Origin of the sequence: Paenibacillus sp. FSL R5-0623 (genome assembly GCF_037974265.1) — a bacterium.
In the GTDB taxonomy this organism is placed as follows: domain Bacteria; phylum Bacillota; class Bacilli; order Paenibacillales; family Paenibacillaceae; genus Paenibacillus.
Genome location: NZ_CP150233.1, coordinates 3,238,418 through 3,262,133, shown reverse-complemented (window position 1 = coordinate 3,262,133; position 23,716 = coordinate 3,238,418). Strand labels below are relative to the sequence as shown.

The 23,716-nt window shown below is 44.7% G+C and carries 24 protein-coding genes; 7 read left to right on the top strand and 17 right to left on the bottom strand.

The window, feature by feature from the left end; genetic code table 11:
• Window positions 1-23 precede the first annotated feature (23 nt).
• From MKY92_RS14325 to MKY92_RS14315, 3 genes are all read right to left on the bottom strand, one after another.
• Window positions 24-368: a hypothetical protein gene (locus tag MKY92_RS14325; protein WP_339301398.1), complete on the bottom strand. Its 345-nt coding sequence runs from the start codon at window positions 366-368 to the stop codon at window positions 24-26.
• A 198-nt stretch (window positions 369-566) separates the two neighbouring features.
• A complete protein-coding gene (locus MKY92_RS14320) occupies window positions 567-992 on the bottom strand; it encodes a MarR family transcriptional regulator (protein ID WP_237175444.1) in 426 nt (141 codons plus the stop codon).
• Window positions 993-1,177: 185 nt separating this feature from the next.
• Window positions 1,178-2,206 carry an ABC transporter substrate-binding protein gene (locus MKY92_RS14315; protein WP_339301397.1) on the bottom strand — a complete coding sequence of 343 codons (1,029 nt, stop codon included), beginning with the start codon at window positions 2,204-2,206 and terminating at the stop codon, window positions 1,178-1,180.
• Between the two features lie 206 nt (window positions 2,207-2,412).
• Between MKY92_RS14315 and MKY92_RS14310 the strand changes: the two genes are divergently transcribed.
• The gene (locus tag MKY92_RS14310) at window positions 2,413-3,225 is read left to right on the top strand and encodes an undecaprenyl-diphosphate phosphatase (RefSeq protein WP_339301396.1); all 813 of its coding nucleotides are present in this window, start codon (window positions 2,413-2,415) and stop codon (window positions 3,223-3,225) included.
• An 86-nt stretch (window positions 3,226-3,311) separates the two neighbouring features.
• Here the strand turns inward: MKY92_RS14310 and MKY92_RS14305 are convergent, their stop codons facing one another.
• Both MKY92_RS14305 and MKY92_RS14300 read right to left on the bottom strand, forming a co-directional pair.
• Complete coding sequence (locus MKY92_RS14305) at window positions 3,312-4,490, bottom strand: MFS transporter (protein WP_339301395.1); 1,179 nt, start codon at window positions 4,488-4,490, stop codon at window positions 3,312-3,314.
• Between the two features lie 145 nt (window positions 4,491-4,635).
• The gene (locus tag MKY92_RS14300; protein WP_339301394.1) at window positions 4,636-5,493 is read right to left on the bottom strand and encodes an arginase family protein; all 858 of its coding nucleotides are present in this window, start codon (window positions 5,491-5,493) and stop codon (window positions 4,636-4,638) included.
• 105 nt (window positions 5,494-5,598) lie between these two features.
• Here MKY92_RS14300 and MKY92_RS14295 point away from each other — a divergent pair, with 105 nt between their 5' ends.
• Window positions 5,599-5,964 (top strand): helix-turn-helix domain-containing protein, encoded by a 366-nt coding sequence (locus MKY92_RS14295; RefSeq protein WP_339301792.1) that lies wholly within the window; start codon window positions 5,599-5,601, stop codon window positions 5,962-5,964.
• A gap of 143 nt (window positions 5,965-6,107) precedes the next feature.
• Here the strand turns inward: MKY92_RS14295 and MKY92_RS14290 are convergent, their stop codons facing one another.
• Window positions 6,108-6,578, bottom strand: a complete 471-nt coding sequence (locus MKY92_RS14290; protein ID WP_091016394.1) for a GNAT family N-acetyltransferase — start codon at window positions 6,576-6,578, stop codon at window positions 6,108-6,110.
• A gap of 205 nt (window positions 6,579-6,783) precedes the next feature.
• Between MKY92_RS14290 and MKY92_RS14285 the strand changes: the two genes are divergently transcribed.
• On the top strand, window positions 6,784-7,449 hold the full coding sequence (locus MKY92_RS14285) for an MBL fold metallo-hydrolase (protein WP_339301392.1): 666 nt from the start codon (window positions 6,784-6,786) through the stop codon (window positions 7,447-7,449).
• 73 nt (window positions 7,450-7,522) lie between these two features.
• Here the strand turns inward: MKY92_RS14285 and MKY92_RS14280 are convergent, their stop codons facing one another.
• Window positions 7,523-8,146 carry a hypothetical protein gene (locus tag MKY92_RS14280; RefSeq protein WP_339301391.1) on the bottom strand — a complete coding sequence of 208 codons (624 nt, stop codon included), beginning with the start codon at window positions 8,144-8,146 and terminating at the stop codon, window positions 7,523-7,525.
• 228 nt (window positions 8,147-8,374) lie between these two features.
• Between MKY92_RS14280 and metE the strand changes: the two genes are divergently transcribed.
• Window positions 8,375-10,669, top strand: a complete 2,295-nt coding sequence (metE, locus tag MKY92_RS14275) for a 5-methyltetrahydropteroyltriglutamate--homocysteine S-methyltransferase (protein ID WP_339301390.1) — start codon at window positions 8,375-8,377, stop codon at window positions 10,667-10,669.
• A gap of 176 nt (window positions 10,670-10,845) precedes the next feature.
• Here metE and MKY92_RS14270 read toward each other — a convergent pair whose 3' ends face one another.
• The 6 genes from MKY92_RS14270 to MKY92_RS14245 all read right to left on the bottom strand — a co-directional run bounded on the left by MKY92_RS14270 (window position 10,846) and on the right by MKY92_RS14245 (window position 15,848).
• Window positions 10,846-11,397 (bottom strand): redoxin domain-containing protein, encoded by a 552-nt coding sequence (locus tag MKY92_RS14270; RefSeq protein WP_339301388.1) that lies wholly within the window; start codon window positions 11,395-11,397, stop codon window positions 10,846-10,848.
• A 2-nt stretch (window positions 11,398-11,399) separates the two neighbouring features.
• On the bottom strand, window positions 11,400-12,113 hold the full coding sequence (locus MKY92_RS14265) for an ABC transporter ATP-binding protein (protein ID WP_339301387.1): 714 nt from the start codon (window positions 12,111-12,113) through the stop codon (window positions 11,400-11,402).
• Window positions 12,106-12,927: an ABC transporter permease gene (locus tag MKY92_RS14260; RefSeq protein WP_339301791.1), complete on the bottom strand. Its 822-nt coding sequence runs from the start codon at window positions 12,925-12,927 to the stop codon at window positions 12,106-12,108. The genes MKY92_RS14265 and MKY92_RS14260 overlap by 8 nt, the downstream gene beginning before the upstream one ends.
• Window positions 12,928-12,955: 28 nt before the next feature.
• Entirely contained in the window at window positions 12,956-13,537 is a 582-nt protein-coding gene (locus tag MKY92_RS14255) for a nitrous oxide reductase accessory protein NosL (RefSeq protein ID WP_339301385.1), read from the bottom strand.
• Entirely contained in the window at window positions 13,534-14,841 is a 1,308-nt protein-coding gene (locus MKY92_RS14250) for a NosD domain-containing protein (RefSeq protein WP_339301383.1), read from the bottom strand. The genes MKY92_RS14255 and MKY92_RS14250 overlap by 4 nt, the downstream gene beginning before the upstream one ends.
• Window positions 14,842-15,251: 410 nt before the next feature.
• A complete protein-coding gene (locus MKY92_RS14245) occupies window positions 15,252-15,848 on the bottom strand; it encodes a TetR/AcrR family transcriptional regulator (RefSeq protein ID WP_339301382.1) in 597 nt (198 codons plus the stop codon).
• 139 nt (window positions 15,849-15,987) lie between these two features.
• On the opposite strand from MKY92_RS14245, the gene MKY92_RS14240 reads away from it, so the two are divergent.
• Window positions 15,988-16,869 (top strand): ABC transporter ATP-binding protein, encoded by an 882-nt coding sequence (locus MKY92_RS14240; RefSeq protein WP_339301381.1) that lies wholly within the window; start codon window positions 15,988-15,990, stop codon window positions 16,867-16,869.
• Between the two features lies 1 nt (window position 16,870).
• Window positions 16,871-17,668, top strand: coding sequence for a hypothetical protein (locus MKY92_RS14235; protein ID WP_339301378.1), 798 nt, complete (start codon window positions 16,871-16,873; stop codon window positions 17,666-17,668).
• Between the two features lie 121 nt (window positions 17,669-17,789).
• On the opposite strand, the gene bshB2 is transcribed toward MKY92_RS14235, so the two are convergent.
• Complete coding sequence (bshB2, locus tag MKY92_RS14230; RefSeq protein ID WP_339301377.1) at window positions 17,790-18,464, bottom strand: bacillithiol biosynthesis deacetylase BshB2; 675 nt, start codon at window positions 18,462-18,464, stop codon at window positions 17,790-17,792.
• Window positions 18,465-18,487: 23 nt separating this feature from the next.
• Window positions 18,488-18,832 carry a YojF family protein gene (locus MKY92_RS14225; RefSeq protein ID WP_017688572.1) on the bottom strand — a complete coding sequence of 115 codons (345 nt, stop codon included), beginning with the start codon at window positions 18,830-18,832 and terminating at the stop codon, window positions 18,488-18,490.
• A gap of 266 nt (window positions 18,833-19,098) precedes the next feature.
• Between MKY92_RS14225 and MKY92_RS14220 the strand changes: the two genes are divergently transcribed.
• Window positions 19,099-19,884 (top strand): DUF817 domain-containing protein, encoded by a 786-nt coding sequence (locus MKY92_RS14220; protein WP_339301374.1) that lies wholly within the window; start codon window positions 19,099-19,101, stop codon window positions 19,882-19,884.
• 121 nt (window positions 19,885-20,005) lie between these two features.
• Here the strand turns inward: MKY92_RS14220 and MKY92_RS14215 are convergent, their stop codons facing one another.
• Both MKY92_RS14215 and MKY92_RS14210 read right to left on the bottom strand, forming a co-directional pair.
• A complete protein-coding gene (locus MKY92_RS14215; RefSeq protein WP_339301372.1) occupies window positions 20,006-22,543 on the bottom strand; it encodes a glycoside hydrolase N-terminal domain-containing protein in 2,538 nt (845 codons plus the stop codon).
• On the bottom strand, window positions 22,540-23,685 hold the full coding sequence (locus MKY92_RS14210) for a glycoside hydrolase family 88 protein (RefSeq protein WP_339301370.1): 1,146 nt from the start codon (window positions 23,683-23,685) through the stop codon (window positions 22,540-22,542). Before MKY92_RS14210 ends, MKY92_RS14215 begins: the two co-directional genes overlap by 4 nt.
• Between the last annotated feature and the right edge of the window lie 31 nt (window positions 23,686-23,716).

Genomic DNA, 23,716 nt, shown 5'->3' with positions numbered 1-23,716 from the left:
CACGCATTTATCTTTTAGTTCATTTACTTCATCACATAAAGACATTCAAACCCATGCTTTCGCAAAATACGAACAGCCTTTTTGGATTTAAGCATACCAGGTGACATTATAATTACGTTATCTTCTCGAAGAAGGTATTTTTCCCATGTGAAAGCAAGGCGCCCCAATGAGATATTAATCGTATCCGGAGTAGGATTAGCCATATAATCCGTCGCATCTCGAATATCGATCACTTTATATTGCCGAAAATCACGCTCTTGTCTGAGAAATACTTGATAATCTATATATTCAAGATTGCGCAGTGGCCAAAATTGACGTACAACAATGAAGATACCTAAAATGAAGGTCAAAAGCATCAACATAATCATTGTATAGCCCTCTCTTAACTCATCTGATATCGTCGAAAATTTTGTTTCGGATCAAAGTCTACTCAGTGCCTCCTTTATACATGATTCACCGCATCTATATTGAATTCATGCGCATGCATTTAATTTAAAGGATATATTAAGGAGTGTCAAGTCTTCTTATAGGGTAAATGACTACATTACCCTATATTCACCCTGGCCTTAGAACAATTCTTTAGTGAGGTTCTCTAATCGAGTCTCAAATCCATCCTGTTCCAATTCAGTTTGCAAGACCTGATTAAACGTTTGAAGTGCTTTCTTGTATTTATTCTCTCCAAGCTCCGTAATACGAGTGTAAATGCCACGCCGGTCATCTTCACATGCATGTCTTTCCAGCGCCCCACAGTCTTTGGCTTCCATCCTAACGACGAGCCTAGAAGTAGCACTTTGGCTCAACCCCACCAGTTCTTGAAGTTGTTGTAGGCGTAATTCCTTACCCTCCGCATTATATATGAAATTTAACACATAAAATTCCTTCAAGGATAAGTCATATTGTTGAAGCAGAGCTTGTTCCAGCTTCTCGTTCAGATGGGTATGAATGTTAGAGAAAGCCAACCAAACATCCAAACGTTCACTCTTTTGCTGCAATCTAGATCACCCCACTTGATATTTAATGTCCACCAGCTGTTATCCTATTGTATCAAGCTTAATTACATTGGTCAAAATCCATCCAGGATCAACGTATATACATTCTAAGCTCATAAGAAGAGCATTTCCCCGTCTTGTAACGACGTTTGGAAATGCTCCAGTAATACCATTTATGCAGTCTAATCTTACTTCGCGGTAAGCAGGCTATCGGAAATAAATTGCAGCTGACCTTCCAACGTTAACGGATCGTTGTACGAGTCTGAAGTTGGGTCAAGCTGGAACACATGATTTGCCTTCACCGCAGGCAAGTTCTTCCACAATGTATTGTCATATACGATCTTGGGATCAGTTGTATCTCCCGACCACGGGCTGGTAAAGATGATATCACCTGCATACTCCGGTAATAGTTCCATGGAGATTGAAGCCCATCCAGTCCCACTGTCAATCGCTTCAGCTTGGGCCTTGGCTGGTGCCTTGAGACCAAACTCCCCGTAAATAATTTCACCGCCTCGACCATAGTTATGACCAAATACAAATAATCCTTTGGCGTACGGATTCAGTATGGAAACGGTGCGATCGCCTACAGCTTCCTGAACCTTGGGCTTCAGTTCGTTGATCTTCGCTTCCCAGTTAGCATTCCAAGCTTTAGCTGCGTCTTCTCTATTGGTGAGCTTACCCATTTCAAGCATTAGATCCTTGAAATCACGCTTTCCAAATGTAATCTGTACGACAGGTGCAATCTGCTCCAGCTTGTCGATGCCTTCTGTTCCAGTGTACACAATAAATAAGTCGGGTTTTAAACTGATTAGTTTTTCTGGTGTAGGCTCTTCACCCAGATCACTGGTACCCGCTGCTGCAAGTTGATCCTTGATATATTTGTTGTTCATCGCTCCTGATAAAGCGCCGACTACCGGTGCATCCAGGGCTACAAAGTAGCCTGTCGAAAATGAGGTCAAATCAATAATGCGCTTAGGATTCTTCGGTACCTGTACTTCGCCTGCATCCGATTGATATGTAACGAGCTCTTCTTCAGTAGTGGCACTGGTTTCAGCGGAAGACGCTGCATTCGAGTCCGTCTTGGTTTCTGTATCTGCAGCTGCATTGGTGCTGTCCGCGGTTGTACTATTGGTCTTGGCAGACTGTCCACATGCACTCAGTACTAGTAGCAAGATGAGTGCCATCATGAACCATATTGGTGTTCTCTGTTTCAGCAAAATAAACCCACCTCTTCATTGATATTGATAATCGTTATCAACGATAACATGCTCTGAATGTTTTTACAAGACAAGTTTATTTCACTCACTCTATGAATTCTAACTTGCAAGTCACCACGTTAAACAGCTATCATCAATAGAGTAAATAATAATACAAATAAAGGAACACATTGGAAAGCCAATGAAACGTATTCAAGGAGGAAAACATGGAAGAGATTATATTGTGGATAAAGTATTTGTTTTTAGGTATTGTCCAGGGTGCGACGGAGCCAATCCCCGTCTCCTCAAGCGGTCATCTGATCATCGCTCAGAAACTCATGGGCATCAAGCAGAATGGATTGTCATTTGAGATTTTAACGAACACGGCATCACTCATCGCTATTATTTTTATATACCGGGAAGATATCAAAAAGTTGATCATTGGTGCACTAGGTTACCTACGTACTCGTAAAGAAGAATATCGAGCAGACTTCATGTTTTGCTTATACATAATTATTGGTACGATCCCTGCTGCTGTCGTTGCAGTCCTGTTCAAGGACCGGATTGAAGAAATTTTCTCGTCCGTATATACCGTTTCCATCGCGCTATTGATCACCGGGGTTGCCTTATGGCTGATTCGTAATCTCCGTGGTCGCAAGCAAGACGGTGATCTGTCTACGAAAGATGCATTGTTGGTAGGTCTGGCTCAGGCAGTCGCTCTTATTCCGGGCATTAGCCGCTCAGGTGCAACTGTAATTGCGTCCATCGCTGTCGGCATGAAACAGGAAACAGCTTTGAAGTTCTCCTTCATGTTGTACATTCCCATAAGTATTGGTGGACTCATTATGGGGGTATCCGACATCGCCAATGATCCGAATCGGTCACAACTGGCTATCCCTTATCTGATCGCATTCATCACGACGCTCTTCGTCACGTATTTCTCCATGAGATGGTTTATGGGCATTATGGCCAAAGGCAACCTGAAATACTTTTCGTATTACTGTTTTGCCGCAGGTACTTTGTTGCTGATTTTCTTATAAAAAAAGTCCACACACCAAAAGGAACAACCAGCGATGGTTGTTCCTTTGTTGTATAGTGGCAGAGCCATAATGACCTATAGCAAGAGCTAAACGGTCAGGCGCGTAGCCTTGTTGTTTCTGTTAACCAGCTCTGTAGCCACGAACATGACACTGAACAGAATCAGCAGGATTAGGGGTATCATTGACATTCCCCATTGGCTGGCTATAAGCCCCATACCCAACGGGATGAGTGTTGAACCTGTATAGGCACTGGCCATTTCAAGTCCAATTACACTTGGAGATGCCTTCTCACCGAAGCGTTCCGGTGTCGCATGAACAATGCTCGGATAGATCGGTGCTCCGCCCAATCCCACGATAAATAAAGCCCCTGCGGCAATCCAATAAGGAATCGGCATAACCAGGATAACCAGTCCGACGCATCCAACGATTCCACCATACCTGATGAGATTTTTACTGGATACATGAGTCGAAAGAAAACCTGAGATTACGCGTCCCAAGATAATGCCAATGAAAAATAGGGAGGATAGTGCTGCGGCAGTACCTGGAGAAACTCCTTTGCTAACAATGAAGAAAGAAGCCATCCACAGACCGGCAGCAGTTTCGGAACCATTGTAACAGAGCATCGCAAGCATCGACATTTTCACGCCGGGGATACGTATGGCCTCACGGTTGCTTACGCGTTTCTTCTCATCACCTGAACCCTCTACTCTTCCCTTCTCAAAAGTCCTCCATAGAGACAAAGTTGATAATAAGACCACCACGATCCCAAGCAAAATCAACCCCACAGTAACGTATCCTGCACGCCAGTTGTTTGCTTGATTCAGCCAATATGCCATAACGAGTGGGCCTGTCACTGCGCCAATTCCCCAGAAACAATGCAACCAGTTCATATGCTTGGCTTTGAAATGCAATGCTACATAATTACTTAGTGCCGCATCCACCGAACCTGCACCGAGACCGAGAGGGATCGCCAGAATCAGTAAAAACACAAAATTCTCAGAGAATGAGAATCCCAATAGCGCGATCGTTGTTGAGAGGATACTGAACAATGTGACTTTACCCGTTCCGAACCGGTGTAACAATCGGCTGGCAGACAGACTTGACACTACCGTACTAAATGAAATGATTAGAGATATATAACCAGCCATTTCTGTTGTCGCATGTATATCGTGTTTCATAACGGACCAGGCACTGCCAAGTAAAGCATCAGGTAATCCCAGCCCTATAAATGCGAGATAAATAATGATTAACAATAACGTGACCATCTGGGTGTACTCTCCTCAGTTTGTTTGAATTCTGATTTGCATTGAACCACCCATATAATAATATTGATATTTCTATTGATGATCTTCCTCAATATTGACTTAATATATCAGGATCCTGATATATTCTGGCGACTTATAACCTATATCACTGGTTCAAAATAGGAATTTCTCCAAGCAAATGCTTCAATTTAATGGCATCCCACGGCATATGCTCAGTTATTCCTAATCCAACTACATCTGTTTCTTCAGACAGTTCTTTGATCAGATGTAGCAAGTGAGGTATTTGCATGGTTCCCGCTGGTGAAAACACATAAGGTTCCCCTGGTTTGGCGAATAACAGTGAACGGAACATGTTGGGATCAAGCACATCCAGATCAAGGTGAATTGCCAGATGTTTGATACCAGTCACTTTAATCCACTTCTTAATCGAATCCATGTCATGGGTTAATTCTTCAGTTCCAGCCGTTCGGATACCCAATCTTTGAATCACTTCGGTTTCCTGTTCCGTGAGGGTTGTCAACCCGGCCATGAAGACATGTTCAGGCTTCAAAGGGACACTCACATGTTTGGCAAACTCCGGATCTCCTTCCCCAAGAAGGTTCCCGAGCGGTAAAGTATGACCGTTGTCATAACCTTCGTATCTAACCAAATCACCGTGAGCATCAATCCATATCAAACCAAGTTCTCCGCCATATCGTTCATTTAAATAAGCAAACGGGGCTTGTTCAACCAAACAGTCACCACCAAACATGACAATGCGATCAGGCTGGTGAGCTTGAATAATATGCTGGGCAGCCAGCAATTGCTGAAGTAGCTGTGTTCTGCCTTTTATCCCGTTCTCGCTTACCAGAGGTGTTCCATCATAAGCCTCAACAGGAACATGAATGAGAGGTTGATTATTGTCAGGTGCGAGCCAAGCAAGCAGTTCCGCTCCAAAAGAGTAGTTCGGATTATCTCCACCTTGCCATTGTGGCATAAGCAGACGTATTGTTTTTTGAGTCATCGTATATCTCCTTTACATCAAGGTAAGGTTAGTATAAACTGAGCCCAAACAAATAAATAGTACGGTCTTTTATGATAGGTACTACCCGAAAGGATAGTGTAAATGATGAGTATGGCTGAGTACCACGGTAAAGTTAAAAACATTCAAGATACCCCTTTTGGATATACGTTGTCTGTCATTGGTGGCAAATGGAAAATGGTGATTATGTATCTCCTGGCAGAAAACCAGCCCGTCCGCTTTAATGAACTGAAAAGACAGATTGGTGCGATTACGTATAAAACGCTGAGTTCACAGCTCAAAGAATTGGAAGCAGATGGTATGGTGGAGCGGAAAGAATATCCCCAAGTCCCTCCTAAGGTCGAGTACCGTCTGACAGCGAAAGCTGAAACGTTATTGCCCATTTTGGAAGGCCTATGTGAATGGGGTGTCCAACATCAAGTCCCTTCGATCAATAATAGCGCAACGGATTGAACGCTTTTGGCTATATTTTCAATTGAAATAATTGAAGTAAATGAAGTATGTTAAAATGCAAAAAGTCGCCAATCGGCGACTTTTTTACTTTTATCTTGTGTTCCTCTGTCGGTTCAGCATAATAAAAGCTGTGATCCGTAGAATTATACTTTTTCGTGTACCAGATCTTTCTGGTAGGCCAACACTCTGTCCCAATTTCCACTAAAAACAGGAATTCGATAATACCCTACACGCTCATACAGCGCTGCAGCTTCTGGTTGCAAGGGACCTGTTTGCAGTTTCAGATTGGTATAACCAAGTTCGTTCGCAAGACGCTCTGCCTCGGCCAATATAGCTTGGGCAATCCCCTTACGGCGGTAACCACTGCGTGTATACATGCGTTTAACTTCTACAGATGTTTCATCAAGGGGTCTAAGTGCTCCGCAACCAACCGGATACCCGTCGATCCTGGCAACGATAAAAGCCGCACGTGGCACCTCAACGTCTGACAGTTGAAATCCCGCAGTTCCATCACCGCCATATAACAACCCGAGTTCTTCGCTCAGTTCCTTGATCAGTAACAGCGAATCTTCGCTTCGGATATCTTCAGCTGCTGCATGCACGATATGTGTCATCCCACATACCCCCTTTATCTTATTGGACTTATTGGTTTAAATGATATATCTAAATTATCATTCCCAACAGCAAGCGTCAATTCCCTCATTCATTGAATATTTCTATAAGTACCCGAACGTATCTTATTGCCGTCTTTATTCGTTTACATAAGAAATATAACGAGCAACGATGTATATGAATTTCAATTCTCGGAGGTCTGGTATTATGGAAATTTCAAAGGGAATAGCAATGCTTCAGCTTGATTTTGAGGGGAATATAATTCATCCTGTTCTGATATGGGATGAAGAAATGGCTGTGTTAATAGATACCGGTTTCCCTGGACAATATGACGATTTATGTATCGAACTCGAAAAGGTAGGTGTGCCGATCAGCCAACTTAAAGCAGTGATTTTGACACATCAGGATGTGGACCATATCGGGTGTCTTCCCGAGATTTTGAAAGAGTGTGGCTCACAAGTCAAGATATATGCACATAAGTTGGATAAGCCATATATTGAGGGACAGCTCCCTCTTCTCAAAGATGGTTACCTTGAGCATTCTCCAATGGGCAAAGTAGATGAAACGGTGACTGATGGTCAGGAACTGCCGTTTTGCGATGGGATTCGCGTTATTCATACACCTGGTCATACACCAGGTCATATCAGTCTATATTTGAAGCAAAGCAAGACGCTCATCGCCGGTGATTCAATGTACAGTGTAGACGGCAGGCTTGGAGGCATTCATGAACCAACTACGCTGGATACAGAGACAGCTCGATACTCTTTGAAAAAGTATATCGAACTCGACATTACATCTGTGATTTGTTATCACGGTGGACGAAGTCATGGGAATGTAAATGAACAGATTTCAGAACTTACTCAAGGATTATAAATATTAAAATTGCTGATCCGCGATTGGTTACCGTCTAAACCCAATAACCATTCTTAGTCTTAGCATAGTCTTCCTATTGCTTGGCATATTGCAAAATGGCTGTAGCCGCACGAATTCGCAGCTCTTCTTCTTCACTGTGTAACGCTTCTCTCAGCACCTGGAGAGCTGTTTGAATCGTGGCTTCATCTACCCCTGTTGAGAGAGAGTTGGTTGCTTCGGCTGTTACACTGACTGCAAGACCTCGATCCAGCTGTGCTTGTGATATGGGATACTCAAACTTCGCAAGGATGGCTGAATCAATTTGCAGTGCCTGCACTTTGTCATTCAGCTCAGCAAGAGGAATACGACCCAACCATGTAACTCCCCGACGGTGACAGATCAAGTCGTTTTCTGTGCCAATGGAATCGTCGTAATAATAATCCCCGATATCCCCAACATACGTCCATTCATCATCGCTAATTATTACATAATCTCCATCCTGCATGAGGTTAGCAAACATATGTAGTGTTGCGAGTGTGCTCGCCAATTCTGGTTCATCCAAGCTATAGTGTTGAACCAACTGTTCCTTCCATAGCTCCGGGGGCGTTTGCTCCAGATCCCCTGTACCGGACCAAGCAATACCAATATAATTGTCTTCCAGAAATGATGCTACTCTGTTGACTCCGTGCACGGTGGACTGGATGTGATACAGATTCATGCGTACCGCCTTCCTTTCTTTTAATCATTCGTATGAACATAGTTAACCATTGTAACATTAGTGGGGTCTATTTCAAACGTAATGATCTCTTCAAGTTCTATACTTCATACCAAACATTCTTTTTGATATAGCCCTAGGCTATAACTAGGTATAATTTAATGGAATTACATTATAACTCCGAATCTGTGATAAATTTTGTGTAACATAAAAGCAGAGGGGTTTTAAACAATGACAAAAAGTAGTGTATTGGGATATCCGCGTATTGGTGCTGATCGGGAATGGAAGAAAGCGTTGGAAGCGTTCTGGGCAGGCAAGCTGGAGGAAAATGAATTCCACGCACGTTTGCAGGAGATCCGTATAGATCATTTGCGCAAGCAACAAGCGAAAGGCATCGACATCATTCCGGTTAATGACTTTAGCTATTATGATCATATCCTGGATACGGCCGTGATGTTTGGCATTATTCCTAAACGTTTTGCTTATGATGGTGGCTCTGTTCCGTTGTCCGTATATTATGGCATCGCTCGGGGAACAAAAGATGCCGCAGCAAGTGAAATGACAAAATGGTTTAACACCAACTATCACTACATAGTACCTGAACTGGACGGGGCTTCCCCAACTCTGACGGAAAACAAACCGCTTCTCGCTTATCGTGAAGCAAAAGAAAAACTCGGCATTGAAGGCAAACCGGTTATTGTTGGACCGTTAACCTTCCTGAAGCTCTCCAAAGGTTATGATAAATCCGAGACAGACGCTTGGCTGGATCGCTTGCTGCCACTTTACACTCAATTGCTTCAAGAACTTGCAAGCGAAGGCGTTCAGTGGGTGCAGGTAGACGAACCTATCCTGGTAACCAAATTAAGCGATGAAGACGTACAGCGTCTGAATAAAATATATAAAACATTTGCCACAGCCGTTCCAGGCCTGAATATCATGCTGCAAACGTACTTTGAATCTGTCGAAAACTACAACGATATTGTTGCACTGCCAGTTCAAGGTGTAGGACTTGATTTTGTACACGGACTCTCTGGTAACACACAATCTATTCGGACATCCGGTTTCCCGGCAGACAAAGTGCTCGGAGCAGGTATTATTGATGGACGTGGGATCTGGAAAGCTTCCCTTCAAACAAAACTGAATTTGCTGAATGAATTAACTGAGTTCGTGACGCCTGAACGTATCATCGTGCAATCATCTTGCAGCCTGCTGCATGTGCCAGTTACGACAGACCGTGAGGCAAAACTTACATCTGAACTGAAAAATGCTCTTGCATTTGCAGATGAAAAGCTGGATGAGATTGTTCTTTTGACTACAGCCTTATCTTCACCAAGTGCAGAGATTACCGCTAAAATAGAAGAAGCAGAGCTCCCTCTTCAAGCGCTTCAGCAATCCGAAGATCGGAACCGTACCGCTGTACAGAAAGCCGTTGCTTCCATCAGTGTTCAACAGCCAGAGCGCTCCCGTCCTTTTGCAGAACGTCATGAAGCCCAACAGGCCAAATGGCAATTGCCACTCTTCCCGACAACAACGATTGGTAGTTTCCCGCAATCTGCTGAAGTCAGAAAAGCACGTCAGTTGTGGCGCAAAGGTGAGTTGAACAACGAACAGTATGCTGCCTTCATCCGGGAGCAGATTGATATCTGGATTAAGATTCAGGAAGAGATCGGAATTGACGTACTGGTGCATGGTGAGTTTGAGCGTACCGACATGGTTGAATTCTTTGGCGAGAAACTGGCCGGTTTTGCCTTTACACAGTTTGGCTGGGTACAATCATATGGTTCACGTTGCGTGAAGCCACCTATTATCTTCGGCGATGTTGCGTTTACGGGTGAAATGACGGTGGAAGAAACGAAATATGCCCAATCGCAGACTGAGCGTCCTGTCAAAGGCATGCTGACTGGCCCGATTACCATCATGAACTGGTCATTCGTACGCGAAGACATTGCTCGTGAGCAGATTGCCTATCAATTAGCGTATGCGTTGAGACAGGAAGTCGAAGCACTTGAACAGGCAGGCATTGGTATGATCCAGGTTGACGAGCCGGCTGTTCGTGAAGGGCTTCCACTGAAAGAAAATGAACAAGCGGATTACCTGGCTTGGGCAGTCAAAGCGTTCCGTATCTCCACGTGCACGGTGCATGAAACGACGCAAATCCATACGCATATGTGTTATTGCGAATTCCATGACATGATTGATTCCATTGAAGCTATGGATGCAGATGTTATCTCCATTGAGACATCCCGTAGTCACGGTGAACTGATTCATAGTTTTGAAGAAAATACGTATGAGCTTGGTATCGGTCTTGGCGTATATGATATTCATAGTCCACGTGTTCCAAGTGTGGATGAAATGAGCAGCATGATTGAACGCGCTCTGCGTGTTCTTGATCCGAAGTTGTTCTGGATTAACCCGGACTGCGGATTAAAAACCCGTGGACAGGAAGAAACGGTAGCTTCCCTGCGTAACATGGTTGACGCAACCAGAATCGCTCGTACCAATCACGCTTCAGCTGCTGTATTGTAATCGGCTGCAAAGCAGCATAACTTCAAAAGTAAAGCCGGACACCCCTTCTTTAAATGGGTGTCCGGCTTTTTATGCTTTTATTGTTGTGGTTACTTTTAACGTACATTCATTTCACTTGTAACATGGCGATCTCTGGCGTTCCTGCCCCTTTTCTCACCACCATCCAACGCTTACGACTAGATACTCTCTTCCAGCCATTGCTGCAATGGTGTATCTTCGGTCAGTTCGCCGAGCAGTATATGACGGAACTCTCCATCCTTATCAATAACCATCGTTGCCGGTAAACCTGTAATACGATACATGCCTGATATGTTGCCCGTCACATCAATAATCACTGGAAAATCAAACGCCTGTTTATCCATAAACTCACGGATCGTGCCCTTCGATTCCCCCACGTTAACAAACAGGGTTTCCACATCGTTCTGATAGTCCTGAGCAATCTGGTGAACGAGCGGCATCTCCCTTACACAAGGTGTGCACCATGAAGCCCAAAAGTTAATCATGACGGCTTTGCCCTGATAATCGGACAGGCTGACTTGTTCCCCTGCTGAATTAACCGCTGTGAACTCAGGGGCTTTTGCACCTGCTTCAATAGCGTTGCCTCGCTGAGATTCGGGTGTCGATACATTTTCGAAAATGGCCCATGTACCTGCGAGCAATGCAACTACACCAATCAAAATTGTAAGTGTACGTCTGCTTTTAAAACTCTTTTTCTGCAATAAACTCACCTTCACTTTAAACCAAGACTTTGATGAAATGCTGCATGGAGCGAACCGAATTGATCACAAAAGTCGTGAGTCGAGCCCTCTCCAACATTACGTCCATGGTTCATGAATATCACCTGATCCGCAATGTCGTCTGCAATCTCCAACTGATGGGTCGAGAACACGACCATGTGACCATCCTGTTTGATGCCCTTGAGCAGCTGAGTTAATTCCTGCATCCAAAATGGGTCCAATCCATTTGTTGGCTCATCCATGATGAGCAGTGGAGGTTTGGACAGTACAGCTTGGGCAAATAACACACGTTGGCGCATGCCTTTGGAGAAGGTCGTAACCCGTTTGTTCTTTTGATCCTCCAACCCTACCATGGTCAGTACTTCCTGTACTCTCTCCTTGGGAACTTTCCTTAGAGAAGCCCAGAACAGAAGTACTTCCTCTGCGGTCAGTCCCTGATTAAATTGATAATCGTCCGGCATATATCCAATCTGCTGCGAATAACGCTTGCGCTCCTTTAACCATCGCACATTGTTCACCACAGCCTCACCGGAGGTAGGCCGGAGAATTCCCGCGATCATACGCAGCACCGTGCTCTTCCCTGCGCCATTCCCTCCACAGAGGGCAAGCACTTGGCCTGAAGTTATGCGAAAGGAGATATCCTGAACAATGGGTTGCTTTTTAATGGATTTGCACAATTCCATCACTTCGAGTCCCACTTTATCCATGAGAACGCCCCCTCTCCCAGATTGCATATACCACTACGACAGAGAAGGCAATCCAGAACAAGCATATCCCGATGAAAATCCAACTGCCACTGGGTTGCTGCACCCACTCCACCCATCGATAATATTCTGGTCCCAAAATGGAGCCGCCCCCCAGTTTGATCACGACATACAAGCGCACCAGCTCGGCCGGATTGATGAGCGTGAACATAACCAGCAGCGGTTTCACCCACAGATAAGGCATCAGTCCCAGCACAGAGAGCAATAAGGTCGGCCACCCAATGACTGCGAAAAACCATACGGTCACGGAGATCGTCAACGCCTGCCACCGATTACGCGACAACGAACCGATAAAGAGAGCCAGTGTCAGGAATAACAACACCAGTCCACAGGAAAATGCCAGAAAGAGAAGATATGTCATGACATCCAGTGGATTCCCAATCACTCCGCTAATGACCCCCATCAGGCCGTATCCAAACGCAACAATGGTGATTAAAACAATCGAGAGCCCGAGATACTTGCCCACAATAAAAGACATCGTGCCGATGGGATACGTGGACAGCAGCTGCCAGCTACCATCTTCTTTTTCGGATGTTAATGAGAAGGAACCGAGGAATAGCGTCATTAATGGCAAAAGGTAGAGAATGAGATTCAACATGGAACCTGTGGTGCCTGAATATCCTTCAACCAGATTCTGCGAATTCAGAAGTAACAAGCTTAAGCTAAAGGTACAAAAAAGGATCAGAAACGAATACGCCCAAGGATTGCGAAATCCCATTTTCACTTCTCGTCTTGCAATCTGTATCATATCTGACATCATTGATCACCATTTTCTATTGTCATACTTAGTGGCCTGACTCTTCTTTCTTCTCACCTTCCTGGTGCATCTCATTACTGTCTCCTTCATCATCATGTCCGTGCTCACCATGCCCATGTTCACCCATCATGTCCATACTCTCTGTGTTCTGCTTCCAGTCATGAGAAGCAAGATCCTCAGCGGTCATAATGGTTCCCACACCTTGCTCTGCAATGAAAGCTTCAGCCGAGGGCTTGTCCTTAAAGTTAAGAATGCCATAGGCCATAGGCGTGCGTAATGAAGCGTCGTATACATACGTGGCTTTGCTGTATTCAATCCATTCCTTGTCATTATAATCACGTACATAGTCCATGCCGATGTTATCTGTGCCATTTTCTGTTTTCCACTGGTTCATGCAGCCGATATCATCGAACTTGTAATTTTGGCCGTCTTTCGTAGTGAGCTGTGTTGCATATGCATCGTCCTTCACCTGCATTTTACAGATCGCACAGATATCCACGTCTTCATTGATCGGCAATGCCGCGTATTTTGTTCCGCAAGCGCTTAACAGCACCATGCCAAACATAAGTACCATAACCATGGACCATCTTCTGTTCAAACTTTTGTTCATTTTCGTAATACCCCCATATAGATGATTAGAAAAGTTGCCATACCCAACAGAATTAACCCGAACAACCACACCACATTGGAATCTGTAGCACTTTCTACTGACATGTGCAGATCAGATTCCGTATCCATGCTCATTCGTGGCGATTTGTCGGTAGTCCATTGTTCTCTGCCTTCTGTAAACAACTCACTCAGAAAGACCATACCCGGTGATTGGAAAAAGAGCTGATACGCTGAATTTCGACTGACCAGTTGCTCATAAAAAGGATTGATGGCATAGGATATTTCACTGATCCCATCCCGATTTAGATCGAGCCCCTGAAAGGAGTCCCAGTAGTTCTCCATCAGAACATTATTCGAGCTATCCAGCGCCGAAGCTTCAATGACATTAGACACCAATTGGTTACGTGTAAACTCATTAGTTTCTGCCAGAACAAGTTGTATGCCAACAAAATTCCTAAGCACCGCATTGTCATGTATCTCATTGCCTGAGGATTCTGCAATATTCATGCCAACACGATTACCCTCCACAACATTGTTGTGAACAGAGGATTGATGTACGTCATACAATAGAATCCCTTGGGAGTGAACATTGGTACTCTGTTTGCGAAAAGAATTGCCCGATATGACCGTATTCTTGACGCCCATAATCATGGCACCTGTCATGTTCTCCTCTCCGGTATTGTCCATGACAGAAGAGCCGTCAATGTACATACAGTGGATGCCGTACCTTGTATGTAACAGCCTGTTATTTTGCACAGTAGACTTGCGACTGTTCTCCAGATAGATTCCATCCCTCATGCCGGTAATCTCATTGGCTTCAATGTAGCTATCATGGGAGTTGTACAGATCAATGCCATTGCCCTTCTGGCCACTGGAAGCAGAATCAGACCCGGCCCACGTAATGTTGTTCCGCTGAATCGTTGCCTGACTCGAATTCCGGATGATCATCCCATACCCCTGGGTCTGAATATGCAGATCTGTGATTTCATTGTTTTCCCCTTCAACCTGAATCGCTGCAGTCTGTTCATTCGTATCATGTTCAATTGTAAAACCGCTCAGTTTCACCCCATCCGAGCGAATCATTATCGTAGAGGTGGCTTCCGCATTAACAACTATGACCGTAGGATCACCCTGAATGGTGATGTTTTTGTCAATCGTCACGGGTCCAGAATAACGACCTGATGCAAGTTTAATGACTTCTCCAGGTGTAGAACGGTCAATCATAGGCTGAAGGGGAATGAGCTCACGATGTCCGGAGGAGGCCATGATTGCACCGTGCGGAAGAGATAGTAGGAGCATCATCATTCCGATTAGAAAAATTACACCCGTAACCCTTCTTTTGTTGCAAATGTCGAACTCATCTAGTTCTGTCCAAGGATTACCCATGAATCTTCACGCACAATTCTGGCTTCTTGTTACAGTTGCTTATTGCTGTGGCAATACATTCAACGAGTCTTGCGTTAATCCCATGTATACGTTGGTTGTACACACCATCCCTCCATTCCACTTAAAATCAACTCTCCATGTTCCTCATCCATTGAAGCAACGTAATAAATGGAGCGTTATCACAATCCTGATCACAGTGTACTTAAAATGATATTTATTCCATATAGCTCAATTAGGCTATAGACGCTACATTTTTGTGTCGATATTGTGATGTAAATCAAAAAAGCCGCCATATTGGCGACTTCCTGATTGAGAGTGTATTTTAATCATTAATTTCCTTCTTCCCTCTTACCCAGAATTCCGTAAAGAAACAGCTTGCCCAAGTCTTTTCGCACATTTACATTAAGTTTTTCTGCAAAAGATGGTTCGCTCAACATGGTCATGATCCCATTCATAAAAATCATGATGGCTTCTGCCGATACGCCTCCTTTTATTTTCCCCTCGGCTTTGCCTTGTTCGATCAGCTTCATAAGCTCAGGGATGACAACGTTTCTGGCATAATCCTCAATATGCTCTTTGAATGCTGGATCTTCGAACATAAAATTCTTAATGCCCTCACTATTCAACGTCTCTTGATTGTTTACGGATACCTCATACATTTTACTCATCTTATCTTCAAAAGGAATATCGGAGTTCATTACAAGACTGAATTCCTTTCCCGATTCCTCAATTTGATGGTAAAAAATCTCCTTGGCCAATTCTTCTTTGCTTCCAAAAAAGTTATATATGGATGCAGGAGAAACACCAGCATGTTGCGCGATCTCCCTTACACCGATTTCTTTAAAATTTCGAGTCATGATCATATCGATTAGTGATTGCAGGATTTGTTTTTTTTTCTGTTCTCTGCGTTTTTCGAAGCCATTCATGGAATCTACCGTCCTATCCTCCGCGAATTATGTAACAAGATATCTCTATGTTATATTCTTATTGACATCTATTCAAGCTAGTAATATTATGTAACTGGAAAGAGTATTGTTACATAATTATCCGTGGAGGTTGAGGTCAATGATCAAGGTCCACTCTTTAACCAAGATCTATTCAAACGGTAAGGGAATTAGGGATGTGAGTTTTGACGTTGAAGAAGGAGAGGTCTTTGGGTTTCTTGGGCCCAATGGAGCCGGAAAAACAACTACTCTACGTCATCTGATGGGATTTGTGAATCCCTCCAGCGGGATGTCTAGTATCAACGGCTTAGACTGCAGAAAGGAAGCAGCACAAATACAGAAGAATTTGGGTTATGTGCCTGGTGAGATCGCATTTTACGATAACATGACAGGCATGCATTTTCTGGAATTTATTGATGATTTAAGAGGACGTAAGGACAAATCGCTCCGCGATCAATTAATCAACCGATTCGAGTTGGATTCGGGTCAGAAGATCCGCAAAATGTCCAAGGGGATGAAACAAAAAGTAGGGTTGATCGCCGCTTTTATGCACGACCCTGCGGTACTTATCCTTGATGAACCTACAAGCGGGTTGGATCCGCTGATGCAGAGAAGATTTGTCGAATTGATTATTGAGGAAAAAAACCGGGGCAAAACGATACTCATGTCTTCCCATCTCTTTGATGAAGTCGATCACACTTGTGAACGTGTGGGCATCATACGAGAAGGGTCAATCGTAACCGTGGAGAACATAAACTCGCTAAAAACGACACTGCCGAAGAGCGTTGTAGTCGCTCTGGCGCATGCGGAGGATATGAAGGTCCTTCAAAATAACGCCCTCCTTTATACTGAATTGGGTCCCTTACGTGTGGAGATTAAGATTACGGATGGATATGACCAAGTGCTCAGGGTACTCTCCCAATGTAAGGTTATTGATATGGAGTGCCCTCCCCAAACGCTTGAGCAAATTTTCATGGACTTTTATGGGAAGGAGCAAATTTAATATGTCTTGGGCATTATTTAAAGCAAACATGCGGGCCAATCGGTTCATTTGGTTTCTTATTGTAACCATTTATTCTTTTTACTCCATTATGCTGATAGGTATGTTCGATCCGGATAGCGTCGATGCACTAAAAGAAATGTTGAACATGCTTCCTCCAGAGCTCATCAATGCTATGGGAATGAACGTTGGAACCACTTTGCTCACCTTTCTTTCCGGAACACTTTACAGTCTTCTTCTCTATTTGTTCCCCATGATTGTTTCCATCATTACGAACCACCGAATAATGGCCGCTCATGTTGATAAAGGAAGTATGTCCTATCTGCTTTCAACGTCCAACTCAAGAAAACGCATTGCTGTTACCCAAGCGGTTTACAGTCTGGTTTCAATAACAGCGATCTTTTGCTGGATTACGGTACTAACTCTTGTTGTATCATCTATCATGTTTCCGGGGCTTATGGATATTAACAATTTCATTTGGCTTAATCTTTACGCCCTTCTGATGTATTACGCCATTAATGGCATCTGTTTTTTTGCATCTTGTTTGGCAAATGAAAGCAAGTATAGCCTTGGATTCGGGGCCGGTGTTCCTGTAGCGTTTGTACTACTGCAAATGCTGGGCGATTCAGGAGAAACATTGAGCTGGATTAGCAATATGTCATTATATTCCTTGTTCGATCCAGTGCGATTGTTCGCAGGTGACAGCTACACGTATGTGGGAATGGCTGTGTTCGCAGGACTTGCAGCACTTCTGTATGCTGCAGGAATTATTATTTTTGATAGAAAAGATTTGCCTATTTAATCCGGATATAGTTTGATCTACTCCCGCAAAGGGCCGCAATGATGGATTAACGTAAACGGGACGAAGCAGGATAAACCTCTGCTTCGTCCCGTTTGAACGTGTGCGACTTCCGGTGAATCATTTATTCAAATGGATAGGTCCAAAATGTTTCTCTGCCAAAACGTTTCTTGATTTCTTCATTATTCAGCTCACGATTTCCTACAAGCTCTGCTGCTTGGAATTGTGAACGGTGGGCACGAATCGACGCCATTTTCCGATCCAAAAATTCGGATACGTCAACGAATACATCCGGTTTGCCAATGTACTGTTCCTGATTATTAGCGAACGCAACGCAGTGAACCATCGGACGTTCATCCACAGGAAGTTTAGCGATTGTACGTATAACAGCGGCTCCCGTTGCATCATGATCGGGATGAACACTGTACCCTGGATAGAACGTAATGACCAGCGTGGGGTTCAACTCATTAAGTAGCGACATAATGGTATCTTCCAATAACTTTGGGTCTTCGAACTCCAGCATTTTATCGTGGAAACCCAGCATTCTCAGGTCCTGAATACCAATCGCTTCAGAAGCTTCGATGAGTTCCTTTTTACGGATGGCAGGCAACGTCACTCGGTTGGCAAATGGAGGAATCCCCATATTGCGCCCCATCTCGCCAAGTGTTAGACAAGCATAGGTTACATGGGCACCGGCATCTATGTATTTGGCTAACGTTCCCGATACAGAGAAAGCTTCATCATCTGGATGTGGATATACCACCAAGATGCGCTCATGCTCGTTGTGTGTAGTATTCATGGTTATTCAATCCTCCGCTTTCATCAGAACATCTCTCGGCTTAATTGTAACGCCACAACTAGTTTACCTTGGCTGTCGTGACCGGCGAGAATCAGTCTTTCTTGTTCCTGCTCATCAATATGTGTAAGTCCTTCGGCGTAAAGCCATCCCTGCGTTGTTTTCAGACCAACACGGTATGGGCCTGTACCTGAAATAGAACCCTGCGTATATCGTATGGCCGCATTGGTAATGAATGCCGATGCTGGATGTTTTGTACTGTCCATGTGTTGTGCGTAAGCACCTGACGTGAGTTCTAGATGTACGTATAAGTCCTGATCAGCAAGATTATTGATCCGGAGCTGAATATCTTGAGGTTTAATCGGTTGCATAGCGGCCTCCTTGTCTAATGTAATTGTACGAATTTCATTTTAACATAACCAGAAGAGAATATACATGGAGTGACCCTGTCGCCTCTCATAGAGCGTTCTCATGATGATTCAAGTTTAATAACAAGAACAGATTTGCGCGTTTTTTTCTCTTTTTATTCATGGATCATATCTATATTATGAAGTGTAGGCAAAAACGACCGTGATGAAGAACCTTGAATTGTAAATGAATCTTGCTCCAACATGTTTGGAAAGGAGTTTAACTCGACTTGAAATCTCTAATACAGCTACTTCATTTCGGCTATCATCAGGCGATGAGCTGCATATTTCCTGTAGCGATCTTTGGAACATTGGCTCTCTCAAGCGTAATTCCGATTCCTTTCCTTCATCGATATGATGCCATTCTGCTCGTATTACTTGCTGTGCAGTACCTGATGTATCGAAGCGGCTTGGAAACCCGGGATGAAATCAAGGTCATCTGTGTATTTCACATTATTGGACTGGTGCTGGAAATTTATAAAGTATGGATGGGATCTTGGTCTTACCCTGAGCCAGCTTACACCAAAATCCTGGGTGTCCCTCTTTATAGTGGATTCATGTATGCAAGTGTAGCCAGTTTTATGTGTCAGGTGTGGCGAAGACTTCGAATGGACATGACCGGATGGCCTGGTTTTGCACCTTCCATGTTGCTGGGAGCAGCCATCTATATTAACTTTTTCACTCATCATTTTATGCCCGATTTTCGCTGGTGGCTGACGGCGCTTGTATTCATTGTCTTCTGGAAAACCTGGATTATTTACCGGGTACGAGCAACGACCTATCGAATGCCCTTATCGCTTGCTTTTATCATTGTTGGTTTCTTCATTTGGACTGCAGAGAACATCGCTACATTCTTCAATGCCTGGAAATATCCTGATCAGCATGATGCCTGGCAACTGGTTAGCTTTAGCAAAATTAGTTCGTGGTTCCTGCTCGTCATCATCAGTGTCATCATCGTTGCGCAGCTTAAATATGTGAAGGCCAATCGAAACGCAGGTGATTCAAAGTCCAGTTAATTATTCATTCTCTAACCGTAAAACAGCAGCAATCTTAGACTCGTACCTAAAGTCTTCGAATGCCGCTGTTTTTTTGCTGTGTTAATGCATTTCTCACCTAAATGGTAATTCTGTATACGTCTTATGCATCAAATACTGCTGTCTGCTCCAACACTAGTTCCCCTCCAGCTTCTATTTCAAGCTCATAGATGCCATTCTCATCCAGTTCACATAGGCAGGCAGTTCTGCTGAGCATCTCGCATCCTTTCACCCATTCAGGAATATGAAGCTTCGTATTGATCCGCCGGTCCGCGACAAGTTCTGCCCGGAAGAAGCCCGTGCTCCGATTCCATGTACAGGACAGACTACCTCCATGAATACGCCAGCCGTGTATGGAACCTCGTACCCAGCGTTCTGGCAAAGCCGGCAGCAGCTTGATCCATTGTTCTGACACATAGAGCAGCATTTCCTGTACTGCATTAACCCAGCCCATATTGGCATCCAGCTGAATCGGAGCTGCGGGCATGGACATACATATTCCCATATTGCGCCAGTCGTTATGCAAGGTATACCCATTACTCAGTACACAGGAGCGCGCAAGAATATCGAGACTTTCCAGCGCCCGCTCACCATTGCCAAGTCGAGCATATATGGACGACATATGTGCAAGAGACCAGCCACTCTGAGCACCAAGCCTTCGCTGATCAACTGCTGTCTCGAACGCCTGAAACAGTTCTGGTTGTTCCTCATGGGTGACCTCCTGTCCTGGAAATACAGGATACAGGTGTGAAAGATGACGATGATCACGTCGATCTTCAAACGCAGGATGCAGCCATTCTTTCACAGCTCCCTCCATATTAATTAGATAATCTGGCATATGCTCCAGCATGGCTTCCCAGCACGGAATCTTAGTCGTATGCACTCCAGTTAGTCGACTGGCTGCAATGACATGCTGTAACAGTTCTTTAATAATAGCAATGTCCATGGTGGCGTTAATGGCTGTAGGCATAGGGTGGGCCAGTGGCTGTCCATGCTTAGGCATAAAATTCTTAGGTGTATTCTCTGGCGAAACAGAAGGGTATATCTTATATTTGCCGTCTTCACCCAGCACCAGAAAATCTTCATAGAACTGAAGGGCCTCCTTCATGAAGGGCAAGGCTTCCTCCAGCAGAAACTGCTTATCCCCAGTGAACTGATAATGTGCATAATAATGTCTGGCGATCCATCCTGCTGCTCCCGTCCAATTCATGATTACCGGAACAATCTGGTTAGGCACGCCAATACCCGGTGTTGTTCCAGCGGGAATGTAAATCCCTCGGCAGCCATATAACTTGTGGGCATTGTCCCGAAAGTCATTCATTAATCCGTTGTAATAGCGGAACAACGAACGATTCAGATTGGATAAACCGCCTACGTCAGTGTGCCAATACATCATTTGCACATTCTCATTCGCCATATTGTGGCCCCAGATCAAGCGATAATCTCCACCCCACAAGCCGTATAATCCAAATGGCAATCCGCAATGTTCAGAGGTTCCACTGATAAATAGATATCGACCATAGGCCCACATTTTGCGCACGAACCCTGTAGGTGCTTCACCTTCATAGGCTTCCAGAAGCAAGTCTTCATTATAGCGCCCGTCATCCGTTTCATCATCCAGATCAAGATCAGCGGACCGAAACAACGGTTGATGCAGTGAGATATGCCGATCCAGCAACGTATTGTAGTCGCTCTCAAGCGATGCAAGTTCCTGCTTCAACCGTGTCCATTCCTGCGCTAGTCTGCCCGTAGCAAACATTTTAACAAGCACAAGCACTTTTCCAGAGGTATGGAAATGAAGTTTCCTACTAAGCATGTCTTCGTTAGTTTCGCTCTCCTTTTGTTGATCATGACTCGCACCAGGTATTTCGTTCAATTGGATCAGTCTCAGCACCGCTCCGTAGTCCTGTCCATCGTCATTTTGTCCGCCATAGCACAGGTAGTCTCCACTATGATCCCGATCGATTCTTATCGTTATGGACGACTTTAGTACGTTGAACTCATCGTCTTCTCTCACCCGGTCGCCCTGCGGGAATTGCAGGCCTATCGTCCCCGACAGCAATGAATGTTCAGCCGCACCTGTTCCCTGCGCACTTGCTCCATCTTTCACTCTATGAGTCTCGATCTCATAGACAATACAATCGTCTGCACGCGAGACGAAAAGACTTCTTGTATAGTTGTGACTTCCGTCCTGCCAGCGCACCTGAACTTCCCCTGTGTCCATATCCAGTTCCCGCCGATATTTGCGAAAAGCGTTATTACACGTCATGCCCACCGTCATGGTAGCCAGTGGATATCGGGAGGAAAGCCTGGACGCGTAACCTTCTGCTTGCAGTGTACGGGTCAGATGCCAGCTTGCCTCCAAATATCGTTCCTCATCCATTAACTTACGGGTTTCTGATAAGGTATGACTGACATCGGGCAGTTCATCTTTGCGCCCCCAATGCCATAATTCACTGTGCTGCAAGAGCACAGTTTCCGCCTGAATTCCGCCTTGCACTGAAGCACCAAGTTTTCCATTTCCGGAAGGTAGCGCTTCTCGCCACATCCCTTGCCACCAAGAAGAGGGATATTTCATCAACAACTTGTTCCTGTCCGGCCGTATACCTGTAGTGTCTGTCTGGTCCTTGTGTTGGTTCACGCTTCTTCCGCCCCAAGTCTCTCCATCTCAATACTGGCTAGCAAGAACGGGGCTACGCCCATCTGCACATCGCTAACGACCTGTTCACTGATGTAATATTCATAAGAACCGTCCCGATACTTCTTCCCACCGAGTCCGGCACCATGACAGATGTGGTGCAAGTGCACCCCTTTTTCATCTTCAGTGACTAACCGCTTCAATATTCCTGCATAGGCCTGATCAACGACTTCACGGTCCAGTTCAGCCAGATAATGTAACCGCAGGCCTTTTGCGAGTGCATAGGTCAGCATACAGGAAGCAGAGGCTTCCAGATAATTGCCCGCTCTTCCGTTCTGATCCATCACTTGGTACCAGAGTCCACTATCATGATCCTGAACATGAGCAATCGCGTATGCCATTCGTTCAAATATGCCCATAATCTGTCCGCGCTGTGGGTGATCCACGGGAAAGTGCTCCAGTGCATCTACAACGGCCATTGCATACCATCCCATGGCCCGGCCCCAAACATGAACCGATCGACCAGTATCTTGAGCGCACCAGCGTTGTTCCCTGCTCTCATCCCAGGCATGGTGGAGTAGGCCATTACGCGGATTACGGGTCTTTCGCTCGATCAACAAAATCTGTCGTGCCACTTCATCGAAGCTCTCGGGATGATCGAAGGTGCTCGCATATTCCGCCAAAAAGGGTGAAGACATATAAATACCATCCAACCACATCTGAAACGGATATATTTTCTTATGCCAGAATCCACCTTCACTTGTCCGTGGCTGTCCTTTAAGCTGGTCAACCAGGTGCTGAATTGCCTTAGCATATTTGTCATTGTCTGAGCTCTTCCACTGGCTGAACAGATTTTTGCCTTCATTGATCATGTCCAGGTTGTAATCATTCAACCGATAGGTCCGAATGGTACCGTCATTCTCGATGAGGTCATCCATGTGACGCTGGACAAGTTCCGCATAGCGAGATTCTTGATTCCATTCGGCGGCGCGTTCCAGTGCCATCAGCGTCATCCCGCCAACGTAGCCCCATTTGCCTGCAATCTTGGGATGATTGCCATTCTGGCATTCGGAAAGCAAGGTATCTGCTATTTTGACAGACATTCTGCGTTCCTGTGTCACTGCCTTTGTCGAAGTTCCAACCATATCGAAATCCTCCTTCTGATGACTATGCCAT